Source organism: Sphingopyxis alaskensis RB2256 (assembly GCF_000013985.1).
GTDB lineage: Bacteria > Pseudomonadota > Alphaproteobacteria > Sphingomonadales > Sphingomonadaceae > Sphingopyxis > Sphingopyxis alaskensis.
This window is the reverse complement of the sequence record NC_008048.1, coordinates 2,586,635-2,603,070: the sequence shown is the minus strand read 5'-3', so window position 1 is coordinate 2,603,070 and position 16,436 is coordinate 2,586,635. Positions and strand designations below refer to the sequence as shown.

At 63.3% G+C, this 16,436-nt stretch carries 8 protein-coding genes and 1 pseudogene; all 9 read right to left on the bottom strand.

What is annotated here, in order from left to right:
- Positions 1-53: 53 nt before the first annotated feature.
- Positions 54-686 (bottom strand): response regulator transcription factor, encoded by a 633-nt coding sequence (locus SALA_RS12530; RefSeq protein WP_011542732.1) that lies wholly within the window; start codon positions 684-686, stop codon positions 54-56.
- Positions 676-2,220, bottom strand: coding sequence for a PAS domain-containing sensor histidine kinase (locus tag SALA_RS12525; RefSeq protein WP_011542731.1), 1,545 nt, complete (start codon positions 2,218-2,220; stop codon positions 676-678). The genes SALA_RS12530 and SALA_RS12525 overlap by 11 nt, the downstream gene beginning before the upstream one ends.
- Before the next feature lie 613 nt (positions 2,221-2,833).
- Positions 2,834-3,619, bottom strand: a complete 786-nt coding sequence (locus tag SALA_RS12520; protein ID WP_041383330.1) for a copper resistance protein B — start codon at positions 3,617-3,619, stop codon at positions 2,834-2,836.
- Between the two features lie 182 nt (positions 3,620-3,801).
- On the bottom strand, positions 3,802-5,496 hold the full coding sequence (locus SALA_RS12515; protein WP_011542728.1) for a copper resistance system multicopper oxidase: 1,695 nt from the start codon (positions 5,494-5,496) through the stop codon (positions 3,802-3,804).
- A gap of 26 nt (positions 5,497-5,522) precedes the next feature.
- The gene (gene adhP, locus SALA_RS12510) at positions 5,523-6,548 is read right to left on the bottom strand and encodes an alcohol dehydrogenase AdhP (protein ID WP_011542727.1); all 1,026 of its coding nucleotides are present in this window, start codon (positions 6,546-6,548) and stop codon (positions 5,523-5,525) included.
- Positions 6,549-6,572: 24 nt separating this feature from the next.
- The gene (locus SALA_RS12505) at positions 6,573-8,093 is read right to left on the bottom strand and encodes an aldehyde dehydrogenase family protein (RefSeq protein ID WP_011542726.1); all 1,521 of its coding nucleotides are present in this window, start codon (positions 8,091-8,093) and stop codon (positions 6,573-6,575) included.
- Between the two features lie 450 nt (positions 8,094-8,543).
- The gene (locus SALA_RS12500) at positions 8,544-10,865 is read right to left on the bottom strand and encodes a heavy metal translocating P-type ATPase (protein WP_041383328.1); all 2,322 of its coding nucleotides are present in this window, start codon (positions 10,863-10,865) and stop codon (positions 8,544-8,546) included.
- Between the two features lie 361 nt (positions 10,866-11,226).
- Positions 11,227-12,452 (bottom strand): annotated as a pseudogene (locus tag SALA_RS12495) (IS3 family transposase); the annotation flags it as partial.
- Positions 12,453-13,207: 755 nt separating this feature from the next.
- Positions 13,208-16,435: an efflux RND transporter permease subunit gene (locus SALA_RS12485; RefSeq protein ID WP_011542721.1), complete on the bottom strand. Its 3,228-nt coding sequence runs from the start codon at positions 16,433-16,435 to the stop codon at positions 13,208-13,210.
- Between the last annotated feature and the right edge of the window lies 1 nt (position 16,436).

The following is a 16,436-nucleotide window of genomic DNA, read 5'->3' as shown; positions in this document are numbered from 1 at the left end:
CGATTCTCCGTGAGTGCAGCATTCCAGAACCGCGTATCTCAGTCGCTACGTAATCATCCCAGTTTGGCTTCGCTGCGACCAAGGCCCGCAGCAAATGCAATCCGGAGCGCATCGGAAAGACTGCGGACAGCCAACTTGCTCATCAGGCTTGCCCGGTGGACTTCGACGGTTCGCGAAGAAACGCCTAGATCATAGGCGATGGTCTTGTTGGGATAGCCTCGCGCGAGCCCATCGAGAACCTCCTTCTCGCGGGGCGTCAAGACGCCGATCCGGACCTGCGCTTCGGCTTCTTCCGTCGCTCGGACATCGACCCGGTCGATACGCGCGAATCCGCGGTCGATAGCCTCAAGCAGCGATGCCTTCTCGAAGGGTTTCTCGATAAAATCCACTGCGCCCGCCTTCATCGCCTGCACCGCGAGAGTGACGTCGCCATGACCGGTCAGGACGACGACCGGCATATTGATGCCGCGCTGCGCCATTTCCGACTGGACCTGAAGCCCATCTAACTCAGGCATGCGAACGTCGAGAAGCACACATCCAGTCTCGGCCGTGCGTGCCAGCTTCAGAAATTCCACGCCGCTCGCATAGGTCCGTACCTCGAACCCCACCGTCCGCAGCATGAATCCGGCTGACTTCCGGATGGCCTCTTCGTCATCGACCAGATGAATGAGGCGCTTATCCTGCATGTTCTTCCTCCAGCTTTGCGTGAACCAAGGTGAATCGGAACACGGCTCCACCGCCTGGACCGTCCTCGACCCAGATCCGTCCGCCATGAGCCTCAACGATCGTCCGACAGATCGACAGGCCGAGCCCCATGCCGTCCGATTTGCTGCTGACAAAAGCCTGGAACAACCGCGGTATCACGTCCTCCGCAATGCCGGGACCGCTGTCCTCTACCGCAATCTCGATCATCTCGTCGGCCCGCAGCCTGGTGGAAACGCGCAGTTCCCGCACTTCGGAGTCCGCCATCGCTTCAATGGCATTGCGCATGATGTTGACCAGAACCTGCTGGATCTGGACGCGGTCCACGAGCGTAGGTGTCGCGGCCGGGTCGAAGGTGAAAAAGCTGCGGACCCCGCGTTCCCGGGCACCGATAAGCGCCAGCTTGCCTGCCTCGTCGATCAGGCGCGGCAAATCCTCTACGGTCTTTTCCACCTCGCCCCGAGCTACGAAATCCCTGAGGCGGCGAACAATATAGCCTGCCCTGAGGGTCTCATTGGCGGCCTCCGTCAGCGCTTCGTGCAGGATATCCCGCGGTATATCCCCTTCCCCGTCAACAAGATCCCGCGTCGTCTCCAGATAGTTGGCAATGGCAGTCAGCGGCTGGTTAAGCTCATGGGCCAAGGTCGAGGCCATCGTTCCCATCGCGCTCAGCCGCGAGACATGCACAAGCTCGGCCTGCAATTCCTTGAGCCTCAGCTCATCATGTTCCTTTTCCGTCAGGTCCCGAATGAAGCCGGTGAAGATGCGCCCTTCCGGCCCCCCCGCCTCGCCGACCGACAATTCCATTGGAAAAGTCGAACCGTCCCGGCGCTGCCCGACCACGATGCGGCCGATCCCGATGATTCGGCGCTCTCCCGTTTCGAGATAATGGCCGATATATTCGTCATGCCTGATACTGTCCGCCCGCGGCATGAGGCAGGACACATTGCGGCCAAGCAATTCGCTCTCGCCATAACCGAACAATCGCTCGGCCGCAGCGCTGAACGAGGTTATGCGCCCCCGCTCGTCGATGACGATCATGGCATCGGGAACGGTCGCGAGAATCGACTGCAGATGTCGCTCGCGGGCTTCGATCGAGCCGCGCATTGCCGCATCCTCGGTGATGTCGCGCACGATGCTGCCGAAACCGCGAATCACACCCGCTTGATCTTTCAGGGCATTGATCGTCAGCCTGGCGAGATATTCGGTTCCATCACGGCACACGCGCCAAGCCTCACGCTCGAGGGAACCCTGCGCGAGGGCCGCCGCCAGATCGGCTTCAGGCCGGCCGTTCGCCATTTCATCGGGCGGATAGAAAATCTCGTGCGAGCGGCCGCACAGATCGGCGCTCGACCAAAGTCCCTTCCTCTCGGTCTCGCCATTGATCGCGCGGATGGTGCCGGCGGGATCGAGCAAGACGACGACATAGCCGCTGGCCTCGCGAAGCATGAGCTCCGATAGCGCCTCGATTTCGCGGACGTCGTCGCGCCACGCTACCGAATTGTCTTCGGGGATCATGTCATCCCCAGCCGTCCAGGCCGGGCGCGTAGGCGACAGGGCAATGGTTTCATGGCCGTCGGAATCCCCCAATCGGAACGGGCACTAAGTCAAATACGCAGCTCGGCGCGATACCCCTCGAAATTTCTCGCGCGATCCAGCCTGAGCGCTGCACCGGCGTGGGAGTTCCGGAGTAATGCCGCCTTGTCGGGATCGATCATCGTTCGCCGCCGCGCCACTCGAGACCATTGCTTGCGGGCCGCTGCTCCAGGCTGGCGTGACCGATACTCGACGTCGATATGGCCGCGGCTAACCGTCCCGCGAGCACCGATGCTGCGAGTCAGCCAACACACGAGACCGATAGCCATTGCGAGCAAGCGTCGCAGAAGCCGATCCTTGGAGTTCGCATGCCAATGGCGCAGGCCTTACGGATCGATAGCCAGTGCAAGCAGGCCGTGACGCGAGGTCAGTCCAAGATTTCCGATCCGGCACTCAATGGATGAAGATCGCACGTTCAAGCATGCAATTGTCCATCATGCACCGTCGCCTGGGTGGTGATGACCGGCCGCCTGATATGGCCGTCCGGTCGCACCATCGTACCGTTGCGCGTTCGCTACCGTCTCGGGTCCAGGGATCACCACCACAATCTGAGGCCGACGACCACGCGACGCTCGGTTGTCAGTTCGCGGTCCGCGCGCCGGAAGGCGGCGGTGCCATCGAGCGCGCGTTCCCAGACAAAGCCGACATAAGGTGCGAACTTGCGCGACAACTCGTAGCGTAGTCGGCCGCTCAGCTCGACATTGCTGAACCCGCCACCAAGCTCGCGGTCGACCGAGCGCTTGGAATAGAGGTTGGTCTCGACCTGGGAGGTCAAGATCAGCCGATTGGTGAACAGAACCTCGTAGCCGGCCTTGGCGCGCCCCGCGATGCGGCCATCGTCGCCCACATAGGCGGTCAACTGCACGTCGAACCAATAGGGCGCCAATCCCTCGACGCCTGCGGCAAGCCATGTCGTCGCTCCCTTGCCGAGATCCTGGCGAACTCCCAGCACCGTGCCCCAGAACGGACTCTTGCCGTGCCACCAGAGCGCCTCGACGCTGCTTTCAGCATCAAGACGATCGCGCGAGTTTTTCAGGCCCTGGCTGCGCAGCCATAGTTTGTCATTGTCCTGCCCCTTCGTGACGAGCACCGTCCAGCCCACCCCCTGGCCCTCATTGCCGCTGACGAACTCGAGCTCGTCGACGAGGACCTTCGGAATCGAGAGCTTGTCGGCCATCTCATAGCCGGGCAGTGTCGAATTGCGGTAGCCGTCCGAATAGTCATTTGAATCGCGCGCGTCCGGCGGGGCCTTGCCGCCCTGCATGCGGCCCATGTCCATCTTCATACCGGTGCTCGGCACATCCATGCCAGGCATGTCCATTCCCGCATGGTCCTGGGTTTGAGACGCGGGATGGATGTGCTCCTCCGGTGGAGGCACCTGCCCCGCCTGGAAGGCGTCCGGCGCCGTGGAAGATGGCTCTTGCGCCGAGGCGGTTGATGCAATCGCAGTCGAGAAGAGGAGGACAACCAGGAACGGCGCGGGGCGGGGGCGGGCCATGCGGATCATGCGACGACGACCTCCCGGAACATGCCGGCCGCCATATGGTAGAGCAGATGGCAGTGAAACGCCCATCGACCCATAGCATCGGCGGTGACGCGGAAGCTCACCCTCTGGGCAGGCTGGACCACCACCGTATGCTTGCGGACCTGGAAGGCGCCATCGGATCCTTCGACATCGCTCCACATGCCGTGGAGGTGCATCGGATGGGACATCATCGTGTCGTTGACCAAGATGATGCGCAGTCGCTCGTTCGGCTTGAAGTGGAGCGGCCGCGAGTCATTGAGCTTGATTCCGTCGAGCGCCCAGATGAAGCGCTCCATATTGCCGTTGAGGTGGAGCTCGATCTCGCGTTCGGGCTCGCGCGGATCGGGATCGCCATTGGGTGTCCGCAAGTCCGCCAGCGTCAGGACACGCCATGAGCGGTCGCGCAGGCCGGCGCCGGGATCATCGAGATTGGCGCGGGGATAGTCGACGCGCATATCGGTGTTCGCACCATATTCGGTGCGGGCATGCCGGGCCTTCGGCGGCATCTCCGTCAGGCCGTGCCCGGCGTGCTCGCCGCCGCCCATCGTCATCATCGCCCCCATCATGTCGACGGGATCGAGCCAGGGCCGCGCATCGAGGGTGGGGACCGGTGCCGACATGCCGGGAGCAGGCGCGATCGTGCCGCGGGCAAAGCCGGTCCGATCGATCGCCTGGGCGAAGATCGTGCGCGCATTGCCATCGGGCATGGTGAACTCGACATCATAGGTTTCCCCCGGGCCGATCCGGAACTCCTCGACCGTCACCGGCACCACCGGCTGCCCGTCGGTCGAAACGATTGTCAGCTCCACACCGGGAATCCGTACGTCGAAGAAGGTCGCCGTTCCCGCGCCCACAAAGCGCAGGCGCACATGCTCGCCGGGCGCGGCGACGGCGGTCCAGTTGCCCGCAGGCGTCGTCCCGTTCATAAGATAAGTGTAGGTCGCTGCGGAAAGGTCGCTGTAGTCGGTCGGATTCATCCGCGACCCGTTCCACATCCGCCGCCGTTCGAGGGCTTTGGCGAGGCCCAACTCGCTCACATCCTCTAGAAAGTCGCCGGCGGTCGGCTGCGCGAAGTTATAATAGCTGCTCAGCTTCTTGAGGTTCGTGAAGATCTGGAGCGGTGGTTCGTCCGACCAGTCGCTCAGCATGATGGTATAGTCGCGGTGGGGAACGGGACCCATCGGCACTCTCGGCTCGACGACAATCGCTCCATAAAGTCCGGTCTGCTCGGCAAGCGTATGAGCGTGGTACCAGTAGGTGCCCACTTGGCGTACTTCGAATCGATAGGTGAAGGTCTCGCCCGGCGCGATACCGGCGAAGCTGATGCCCGGAACGCCGTCCATTTCTGCGGGCAGGATGATCCCGTGCCAGTGGATGCTGGACATCTCCTTGAGGCTGTTGCGAACGCGCAGCGTGACGGTGTCGCCCTCGCGCAGGCGCAGGACCGGCGCGGGTACGGCGCCGTTCACTGCCGTCGCGACCCGGCGCTTGCCGGTATAGTTGACCGGGATCTCGGCGATCTCGAGGTCGAATTCGGTCCCGCTCAATTCAGCCGTCGATGCGGAGAGGGATTTCGCCTGCAGTGCCGGGACGAAGCCCGCGACGGCTCCGCCAATCGCCAGCCCCTGAACGAAGTGGCGCCGTGCGATCGGCAAGCTATGAAGGAGGGGCATTGAATGTTTCTTTCGCCAGAAGATGGTCAGGCCAGATCGAGAACGATCCGCCCGTCAATGTCGCCGCGGCGCATGCGCGCAAAGACGTCGTTGATGTTCTCCAGCTTTTCGGCGTGCACCGTCGCATGCACCTTGCCTTCGCCGGCGAAGGCCAGTGCTTCGAGAAGGTCGAGCCGGGTGCCGACGATCGAACCGCGAACGGTGATGCCGTTGAGTACGGTGTCGAAGATCGACAGCGGAAAATCGCCCGGTGGAAGGCCGTTGAGCGCGACCGTACCACCGCGCCGGACCATGCCGAGCGCCTGCTGGAAGGCCTTGGGCGAGACCGCGGTGACGAGGACGCCCTGCGCACCGTCGATCGCCTGCTTGATGGCGGCTGACGGATCCTCCTCGCGCGCGTTGACCGTGAGCGCCGCGCCGAGACGGGTCGCGAGATCGAGCTTGCGGTCGTCGACGTCGACCGCCGCCACATTGAGACCCATCGCGCGGGCATATTGCACCGCCATGTGGCCGAGCCCGCCGATCCCGGAGACGACCACCCACTCTCCGGGCTTCGCCTCGGTGGCCTTCAGCCCTTTATAGACGGTGACGCCGGCGCAGAGGATCGGCGCGATGTCGAGGAAGTCGACATTGTCGGGAAGATGCCCGACATAATTTGGATCGGCGAGGACATATTCCGCGAAGCTGCCATTCACCGAATAGCCGGTATTCTGCTGGCTCTCGCACAACGTCTCCCAGCCGCCCAGGCAATGCACGCAATGCCCGCAGGCGGAGTAGAGCCAGGGGACGCCGACCCGGTCGCCCTCTTTTATGAGAGTGACGCCCGATCCGACGGCGGCGACATGTCCGACGCCTTCATGCCCGGGAATGAAGGGCGGGTTGGGCTTGACCGGCCAGTCGCCCTCGGCCGCATGCAGGTCGGTGTGGCATACGCCGGCCGCCGCGACCTTTACCAGGATCTGGCCGGGTCCGACCGTCGGGATCGGCGCTTCTTCGATGACCAGCGGCTTACCGAATTCGCGGACGACCGCCGCCTTCATGGTTTTCGCCATGTCTGCTTCTCCTTCCGGGAGGGATCAGAACAGGCCGAGCGCATGCTCGTCATAGGAGACGAGCAGGTTCTTGGTCTGCTGATAATGGTCGAGCATCATCTTGTGATTTTCGCGTCCGAAACCCGACGCCTTATATCCGCCGAAAGCGGCATGTGCGGGATAGTGATGGTAGCAGTTGGTCCAGACCCGCCCGGCCTCGATCGCGCGGCCGAGCCGGTAGGCCGTGTTGCCGTTGCGGGTCCAGACGCCCGCGCCGAGGCCGTAGGCGGTATCGTTGGCGATCGCGATCGCCTCGTCGACTGTCTTGAATGTGGTCACCGACAGCACCGGCCCGAAGATCTCTTCCTGGAAGATGCGCATCCGATTTTCGCCGAGGAACACGGTGGGCTGCACGAAATAGCCCCGATCGAGTTCGCCGCCGGGGAGCGCCCGCGCGCCGCCGGTCAGGCATTGCGCACCCTCGGCTTTTCCGATGTCGATATAGCCGAGGATCTTGTGGAGCTGATCTTCGGACGCCTGGGCGCCGATCTGGACCGAAGGGTCGAGCGGGTCGCCTTGGCGGATCGCTGTGACACGCGCCACGGCGCGCTCGATGAAACGGTCGAAGATCGATTCGTGGATCAACGCGCGCGAGGGACAGGTGCAGACCTCGCCTTTGTTGAACGCGAAGAGCGTGAAGCCCTCCAGCGCCTTGTCGAAGAAGGCGTCCTCCTCGTCGAGCACGTCGGCCATGAAGATGTTGGGCGACTTGCCGCCAAGTTCCATCGTCTGGGGGATGAGATGGTCGGCGGCCGCATGCATGATCTGCTTGCCGGTGACCGTCTCGCCCGTAAAGGAGACCTTGGCGATCCGTGGATTGGCGGCGATCGCCTGGCCAACGGTCCGTCCAGGTCCCGTCACGACGTTGAACACGCCAGGCGGCAGAATATCGGCGGTGAGCTCTGCGAACATCAGCAATGTCAAAGGCGTCTGGGACGCAGGTTTGATCACCGTGCAATTGCCCGCGGCAAGTGCCGGAGCGATTTTCCAGGCTGCCATGAGCAGCGGGAAGTTCCACGGGATGATCTGCCCGACGACGCCAAGCGGCTCGCGGAAATGATAGGCGATCGTGTCGGCATCGATCGTCGAGATCGCGCCCTCTTCCGCCCGGATGCAGCCGGCGAAGTAGCGGAAGTGGTCGATCGCCAGAGGCACGTCTGCGGTACGCGTCTCGCGGATCGGCTTGCCGTTGTCGATCGTCTCGGCGAAGGCCAGCAGCTCCAGATTGTCTTCCAGCCGGTCGGCGATCCGGTTGAGCAACCGCGCACGCTCGGCTGGTGATATCTTGGCCCACTGATCCTTGGCCGCGTGCGCCGCATCGAGCGCGCGCTCGACATCTTCCGGTGTTGACAGCGCGAACTCGGCGATCAGGGCGCCGTTGATCGGGCTCGTATCGGCGAAATATTCTCCCGCAGCGGGGGGACTCCAACGACCACCGATGAAATTGTCATAGCGATGCCGGAAGGACGGCGCGGCATTGATGGTGCTGAAGGCCTGTTCGAACATGATCGCGCTCCATTAGCTGTCTTGAGCTAGATCGCCTCAATGCCGTCCCGACCGTCCCTTCAATATACGTAAGTTACGAATCCACTCTGGAGCGGCCCGGTATTCGCACGGATCATGCGACTGGATCCTCGTCCGAGGTCAGGCCGTTTCATGATCCTGACCGACCAGTCCGGGTCCGGATGCCCGAGATTCTCCGGCGGGTCGCGACCGAGGCAGCCGGTTGGGGAATGGCCCGCCGAGGGTGCGAAGCGGGTCATAAGTTGTCGTTGGGCTCGCTTGTTTCCCTCTCAGCAACCGCCCCTCGACACACCCGAAGATCCGCCCCGCGTTCGTGAGCCTCGCGCATATTCCCGAGAGGGACTTTGGTTTCGCTCATCAAACCGAGCTTGCCCGAGAGATGCTGTTCGCTGTTCCTCGCCCGTATACGCAATGTGCGAAGCGCCGCACGGATCAGATTTTCACCAGGCGCAGTCGCAACGAATTGCCGATCACGCTGACCGAAGAGAGCGCCATCGCGGTGGCGGCGATAATCGGCGACAGCAGCAAGCCGAAAACCGGATAGAGCGCGCCAGCCGCGATCGGAATCCCGGCGACATTGTATGCGAAGGCGAAGAAGAGATTCTGGCGAATATTCCGCATCGTGGCATGGCTGAGATGCCGCGCCCGGACGATACCCATCAGGTCGCCATGGAGCAGCGTCACTCCGGCGCTCTCGATCGCGACATCGGTGCCCGATCCCATCGCGATCCCGACATCGGCAGCAGCGAGCGCGGGCGCGTCGTTGACGCCGTCGCCGGCCATTGCGACAATTCTCCCTTCCTCGCGAAGGCGCGTTACCACGGCACTCTTCTGGTCCGGCAGGACGTCGGCCTCGACATCGGCAATATCGAGGCGCCGCGCTATCGCCTGCGCGGTCGTGCGGTTGTCGCCCGTCAGCATGATTACCTTGATGCCGGCCTCCCTGAGCGCCCTGAGCGCTGCCGGAGTTGTCTCCTTTACCGGATCGGCGATGGCGATGACGCCCGCTGCGCGCCCGCCGATTGCCAGGAAAATGGCGGTAGCCCCGTCCCCGCGCAGCCGGTCGGCCGGACCCGCGAGGTCGCCGGGGCCGATATCATATTCGGCCAGGAAACTCGCGTTGCCCGCCTGCACGGTTTGCCCGTCGACCATGCCGACTATGCCCTTGCCAACCGGCTGGTCGACTGCGGTCGGTTCGAGGAGCTTGATCCCGCGCTGCTCGGCGGCCTGGACGATCGCCTGTGCCAGCGGGTGTTCGCTTGTACGTTCAAGGCTTGCCGCAATGCGCAGAATCTCTTCCTCGGCAAAACCCTCCGCAACTTCGATGGCGACGACCGAAGGCTTTCCGGCCGTCAGCGTTCCGGTCTTGTCGACGACCAGAGTGTCGACCTTCTCCATGCGCTCCAGGGCCTCGGCGTTCTTGATCAGCACTCCAGCCTCGGCACCGCGGCCAACGCCGACCATGATCGACATCGGCGTCGCGAGACCGAGCGCGCAGGGGCAGGCGATAATGAGGACCGCGACAGCGGCCACAAGTCCATATCCCATCGATGGCGCCGGGCCGAATAGCGACCAGGCGACGAAGGCAACCAGTGCGACCAGAATGACGGTCGGCACGAACCAGGCCGATACCGCATCGGCGAGCCGCTGAATTGGGGCACGGCTGCGCTGGGCGTCGGCCACCATCTGCACAATACGCGCAAGCATCGTATCGCGGCCGACCTTCTCGCTTCGCATCACAAGTCCGCCGGTCTGATTGATCGTTCCACCGATCAGCGCGGCCCCGATGTCCTTCGTGATGGGCATGGATTCCCCGGTAACCATGGATTCATCGACCGTGCTCCGCCCTTCCATGACGATACCGTCTACCGGGACCTTCTCGCCAGGGCGGACTCGCAGGACGTCGCCTACCACAACCTCGGAAAGGTCTATTTCCTCGTCGCTGCCGTCCGCGGCGACGCGGCGGGCGAGCTTCGGTGAAAGATCGAGAAGCGCCCGGATCGCGCCACTGGTTGTCTCGCGGGCGCGCAGTTCGAGTAGCTGGCCGAGCAGCACCAACACCGTGATTACGGCGGCTGCCTCGAAATAGACCGCCACCGAACCGTCCGCGGCGCGGAAAGCATCTGGAAAGATATCGGGCAAGAGTGCTGCGACCATGCTGTAAAGCCAGGCAACGCCTGTCCCCATTGCGATCAGCGTGAACATGTTGAGGTTACGCGTACGCAGCGACTGCCAGCCGCGCTCGAAGAACGGCCAGCCCGCCCAGAGGACGACGGGCGTCGCAAGCAGCATCTGGACCCAATTACTAGCCTGGCGGGAGATCAGCATATGAAGTCCGGTCATGTGCCCGCCCATCTCGAGGGCAAGGACCGGAAGCGCAAGCACCAGGCCGATCCAGAAGCGTCGGCGCATGTCCCGATATTCTTCGCTCGGGCCGTCGGTGGCTTCGGGAACGATAGGCTCCAATGCCATTCCGCAGATCGGGCAAGCTCCTGGTCCCGGCCGCTGGATCTCGGGATGCATCGGACACGTCCAGATCGCGCCCTTCGGAGGGGGCGGTGCCGAGTTCTCCGCGCCGCCGTGATAGCGAGCCGGGTCCGCTCTGAACTTGCCCAGACATCCCGCACTGCAGAAATAATGATGGACGCCGGCATGCGTGAGCTGGTGAATACTCGTCTCCGGATCGACTGCCATCCCGCAGACGGGATCGGTAACCGCGCCTTCCGCCAAATGGCCATGATGCTGATGATCCATTGTCAGAAGCTCCTGTCAGATTTCCAGCTCAACCGCCTTTCACCAGGCGGCATGATTGCAACTCGCCTTCATTCGGATCGTCATTCTCTGATATACGCAAAAATCACATTCCCCTCAGCCTTGTCGGACTCACTCCTCTTGTGTTGCGCCACCTTAACCGTCACCGGCTTACCGTGGGCGCGGCTTCCTTCTGTTCGCGCATCGATCGCGGCGGCGCTCCGTGCCAAATGATCGCGACGGTCTATGTGGCTCTCGTTCCACTCAGGGAAGGCCGTCGGTTAAATAGGTGTCCGTCGTCAGAACATTCGGCACAACTCGCGGCGTAGATTAGCGGAGTGCGGACCTCGTCAGGGGGTTGATGTTAGGCGGCGAACTTGCGGTGCTGCAAGCGCCGATGTTCGATGGTCTGTCGCTTGATCCTTTCGCGCAGTTTGATGATTGCCGGAGCCCTGCCGAAGTAGGCGTCGGCAGGCGTCACGTTGGCCAGGCTCTCGTGGTATCGCTGGCGATTGTAGTGCTCGACGAAGGTCTCGATGTGGGCTTCGAGGTCGCCGGGCAGGAAGTAGTTTTCCAGCAAGATGCGGTTTTTCAGGGTCTGGTGCCAGCGCTCGATCTTGCCCTGGGTTTGGGGATGACACGGGGCGCCGCGGACATGGCTCATCTTCCGGGCCTCGATGTATTCCGCCAGCTCACCCGCGATGTAGCTGGGGCCATTATCGCTGAGTATCCGGGGTTTGTGCAGCACCGTGGCGCTGTCGCAACCAGAAGCCGCCAGGGCGAGGTCCAGCGTGTCGGTGACGTCCTCGGCTCGCATGTTGGTGCACAGCTTCCAGGCGATGATGTAGCGTGAGAAGTCGTCGAGCACGGTCGACAGATACATCCAGCCCCACCCGATGATCTTGAAGTAGGTGAAGTCGGTCTGCCACATCTCGTTCGGCCGCGTGGTTTTCGTGTGGAACTGATCGGCAGCCTTGATCACGACATAGGCCGGGCTGGTGATCAGGTCGTGGGCCTTCAACAGGCGGTAAACCGTGGATTCCGACACGAAGTAGCGCTGCCCTTCGGTGAAGCGCACGGCCAGTTCCCGGGGGCTCAGCTCAGACTGTTCCAGCGCCAGCTCGATGATCTGGTCGTGGATGCCCGCCGGGATGCGGTTCCACACCCGGCTCGGCGCCGATGGCCGATCTTCCAACGCCTCCGGCCCGCCTTCGAGGTAGCGATCATACCAGCGGTAGAATGTCCGACGAGGGATGCCGAGTTGGTCCAGCGTGCGCTTGGCCGACAGGTGCGACTGCTCGACGGTTCTGATGATCTCGAGCTTCTCGGATGCGGGATATCTCATTCGTCGTTGCCCCCATCCGCGACCATGCTTTTTTTGAGCAGACGGTTTTCCAGTGTCAGATCGGCCACGCATTCCTTCAGGGCCCGGGCTTCGCGGCGCAGGTCCTGGACCTCTCCGGTGGTCGCGGCACGGGCGGTGTCGCCGGCCAGGCGGCGCTTGCCAGCTTCCATGAACTCCTTCGACCAGGTGTAATACAGGCTCTGGGCAATGCCTTCCTTGCGGCATAGCTCGGCGATCGAGGGTTCGAATCCCTTCGCCCGCTCCAGTTTTCCTAGTAATTCCAGTCACTTACGCCAAAAGGCGGCGTAATATGCCGCGTTACGTCGAGCCGCATTTCGTCTCGCGTAATAAGGACGTAATATGATGACGGCGAGCCGACGGGTGTGTCTAGGAAAGGATTGGCGCTTAGCGTGCTGCAACTACCGGATCGGGGCCCAAGCGCGCAGTAGAATGAGTCGGTCCCTCCGATCGGCTGGGTTGCGTCAAAATTGCTGGAGTGGAACGCCAACGGCGTGACCCCTTCGGAAACGGCTGCCCGGCCGAGGCGGAAGAGGACGTTGTCATGTTCTCCGGCAGCGATTTCCACCCACTCCAGCCAAGCGGTTGCGGAGCAGATAGATGTTCAAATCGGTATAGATACGCCGAACCGGGCGGAATATCTAACGCACGGGGAAATCGGACAGGTCTAGCGCGCGTCTGCGATGATCGACTCGCTTCCACCGACGATGTCGGCGGAAGCGTGAAGATGCCCGCGGTTTACGACTCTGCTCGTCCCGGCTCGTTGGGCGCTTCCGGTGACGAGCACCTCATCCGTTCCGGGCTGGACCTGGATCCAGATTTTTAGAATTCTGATCCCTTACGATGTGAATCGCCGGGCAATGTGGCAACCTGTTCACGAAGTCGTCGAGAATCGGCGCCCGGGCGCCAGCGAGCAGCATGGTCGCCCGCCGGTTCAACAGAACCGCAGCCTTGCGTGCCGCGCGTCTTGTCGTGCTGATCATTAGGGGGTGCTCGCAGATAGGCTGTCGTCGTACTGCAAATGATCTTCCCGCAGGTCGGCTTCCCGGCTGCCATAGCGGGCATAGAGGGTCGGAAGTACGAAGAGCGTGAGCAGGGTCGCCGAGATCAGTCCCCCAATCACCACCGTCGCGAGCGGCTTCTGCACTTCGGCGCCCGCGCCGGTCGCGAGCGCCATCGGCACGAACCCGAGGCTGGCGACGAGCGCGGTCATCACGACGGGGCGAAGGCGCATGAGCGCGCCTTGCCTTGCGGCTTCGGCCCGCGCCATGCCCGAGCGCATCAGTTCCTGGATCGACGACACCATCACGAGGCCGTTGAGCACCGCGATACCCGAGAGCGCGATGAACCCGACTGCTGCCGAGATGGAGAAGTCCATCCCGCGCAGGAACAGTGCTAGCACGCCGCCGATCAGTGCCAGCGGAACCCCGGTGAACACGATCGCCGCATCGCGCGACGATCGAAGCGCGCCATAGAGCAGCAGCAGGATCAGGATGAAGCAGGCCGGGACGACGAGCTGAAGCCGGTCGCGTGCGGAGGCGAGATTCTCGAACTGGCCGCCCCATTCAAGGTAGCTGCCGGCGGGGAGGCGAACATCCTTAGCGATGCCGGCCTTGGCGTCGGCCACGACGTCGGAGATCGCGCGGCCGCGGACGTTGGCCTGGACGACGACGCGCCTCTTCCCGTTTTCGCGGCTGATCTGGTTCGGTCCCTCGACGATACGGATATCGGCGACGCTCGCAAGCGGCACGAAGGCGCCGCCCGCCACCGGGACCTGTACCTGTTCGAGCACCGACAGGTCAGCGCGCTGCGCGTCGGACAGCCGGATGACGATCGGGAAGCGCCGGTCGCCTTCGAAGATCGTGCCGGCCTCGCGGCCGCCGATCGTTGCGGTGACGACATCCTGCACGTCACGCGCGCTGACGCCGAGCCGCGCCATCGCGTCGCGGTTCGCCCGAATGTCGAGCATCGAGAGACCTTCGGTTTCTTCGACGCGCACGTCGCTCGCGCCTTCGGTCTTCCGCAAGATTGCGGCGACTTGCTGCGCGGTCGCGTTCATCGCGTCGAAGTCGTCGCCATAGACCTTGATCGCAATGTCACCGCGCACGCCCGCAATCAGCTCGTTGAAGCGCATCTGGATCGGCTGAGTGATCTCATAGGCATTGCCCGGGATCTTGTTCAGTTCCTTCTCCAGCCGCTCGACGAGTTCGGCCTTGGGGAGGCTTGGGTCGGGCCATTCTTTGCGAGGCTTGAGGATCACGAAATTGTCGGTCGCGTTGGGCGGCATCGGATCGGACGCGAGGTCCGCCGTGCCGGTCTTCGAGAAGACGATCGCGACCTCGGGCTGCCTTGCGAGCATCCGCTCGATCGGCACTTGCATGGCCTGGCTCTGTTCGACGGACGTCGAGGGCACGCGAAACGCCTGGATCAGGAGATCTCCCTCGTCGAGCTGCGGCAGGAAGACCTGGCCGAGTGAGAAGAAGGCGAGGATCGCGATGACGAACCCCCCGATGCCCGCGCCGAGGGTGATCTTGGGCTTGCTAATCGCGCGGTCGAGACCCGGCTCGTAGCGTTGCTTCAGCCACGCCATGATGCGGCCCTCTTTTTCTTCGACCCGCTTCGAAAGCCAGATCGCGATCGCGGCGGGGACGAATGTGAGCGAGAGGATGAAGGCGAAAGCGAGCGCGATGATCACGGTCAGCGCCATCGGGATGAAGGTCTTGCCCTCGACCCCGCTCAAGGTGAGCAAGGGCACATAGACGAGGATGATGATCGCCTGCCCGTAGACAGACGGTCGCACCATCTCGCGCGCGGCCGATGCAACGGTCGCGAGACGTTCCTGGACGGTCAGGATGCGGCCGTGGCGATGCTGGAGGTCGGCCATGCGCCGCAGCGCATTCTCGACGATGATGACGGCGCCATCGACGATGAGGCCGAAGTCGAGTGCGCCGAGGCTCATCAGGTTCGCCGAGACGCCGGCGCGCAGCATGCCGAAGCTGGTGAGCAGCATCGTGATCGGGATGACGAGCGCCGCGATCAGCGCTGCGCGGAAATTGCCGAGCAGCAGGAAAAGCACGACAATGACGAGCAGCGCACCCTCGGTCAGGTTCTTGCCGACCGTCCAGATCGTCGAATTGACGAGCTTGGTACGATCGAGCGCCGGCTCGATAACGACATCGGGCGGCAGCGAGGCGTTTACCTCCTTCAGCCGGTCTGCGACCGCGGTCGCGACCGTCCGGCTGTTCTCGCCGATGCGCATGACCGCGGTGCCGACGACGACTTCGGTGCCATTTTCAGAGGCTGAACCCATGCGAACCGCCTGTCCGGTGCGGACCGTCGCCACCTGGTCGAGCGTGATCGGAACGCCCGCGCGCGTTGCGACGACGGTGCGTGCCAGCTCGGCGGTGTCGCGGACCAACGCGTCCGAACGAACGGCGAGCCCTTCGCCATTGCGCTCGACGACGCCGCCGCCGACCGCACTATTGTTGCGTTCGAGGGCTTCGGCGAGCTCGGTGAGGCTGAGGTCGAGCGCGGCGAGGCGCTGCACGTCGGGAACGACCAGATACTGCTTCGAATAGCCGCCGATCGCATCGACGCCCGCGACGCCGGGAACCGTCCGGACGAGCGGCGTGACGATCCAGTCCTGCGTCGTGCGAAGATAGGTCGACTTGTCGGCCTCGGTGACGAGCCGTTCGCCTTCGGGGGTCACATAGCTGCCGTCAGGCTGGAGGCCGGGCTCGCCGGCCTTGTGCGCATCGTCTTTGCGGTGCGCGAGGCGGACCGTCCACATATAGACGTCGCCGAGACCCGTCGCGATCGGCCCCATCTCCGGGCGAACCCCGTCGGGTATATTCTCGGTTGCCTCGTTGAGGCGTTCGCCGACCTGCTGGCGCGCGAAATAAATGTCGGTCGAATCGTCGAAGACCGCGGTGACCTGCGCGAAGCCGTTGCGGCTCAGCGACCTTGTGTGATCGAGGCCGGGGATCCCCGCGAGCGCGGTCTCGATCGGGAAGGCGACCTGCTTCTCGACGAGTTCGGGCGAGAGCGCGGGGGCGCGGACGTTGATCTGGATCTGGTTGTTGGTGATGTCGGGAACCGCGTCGATCGGCAGGCGCGACAATGCTGTCGCCCCGATTATGGCGGCGATGGCGGTGAGCAGGACGACAAGCCAGCGCTTTTCGACCGCCCAGGTAACGATACGAGCGATCATG

Coding starts and splice junctions, on each gene's coding strand:
- SALA_RS12520 (WP_041383330.1), bottom strand. CDS start 3,619: ATGGACATGCCTGGCATGGATGTGCCGAGCACCGGTATGAAGATGGAC.
- SALA_RS12500 (WP_041383328.1), bottom strand. CDS start 10,865: ATGGATCATCAGCATCATGGCCATTTGGCGGAAGGCGCGGTTACCGAT.
- adhP (WP_011542727.1), bottom strand. CDS start 6,548: ATGGCGAAAACCATGAAGGCGGCGGTCGTCCGCGAATTCGGTAAGCCG.
- SALA_RS12485 (WP_011542721.1), bottom strand. CDS start 16,435: ATGATCGCTCGTATCGTTACCTGGGCGGTCGAAAAGCGCTGGCTTGTC.
- SALA_RS12525 (WP_011542731.1), bottom strand. CDS start 2,220: ATGATCCCCGAAGACAATTCGGTAGCGTGGCGCGACGACGTCCGCGAA.
- SALA_RS12505 (WP_011542726.1), bottom strand. CDS start 8,093: ATGTTCGAACAGGCCTTCAGCACCATCAATGCCGCGCCGTCCTTCCGG.
- SALA_RS12530 (WP_011542732.1), bottom strand. CDS start 686: ATGCAGGATAAGCGCCTCATTCATCTGGTCGATGACGAAGAGGCCATC.
- SALA_RS12515 (WP_011542728.1), bottom strand. CDS start 5,496: ATGCCCCTCCTTCATAGCTTGCCGATCGCACGGCGCCACTTCGTTCAG.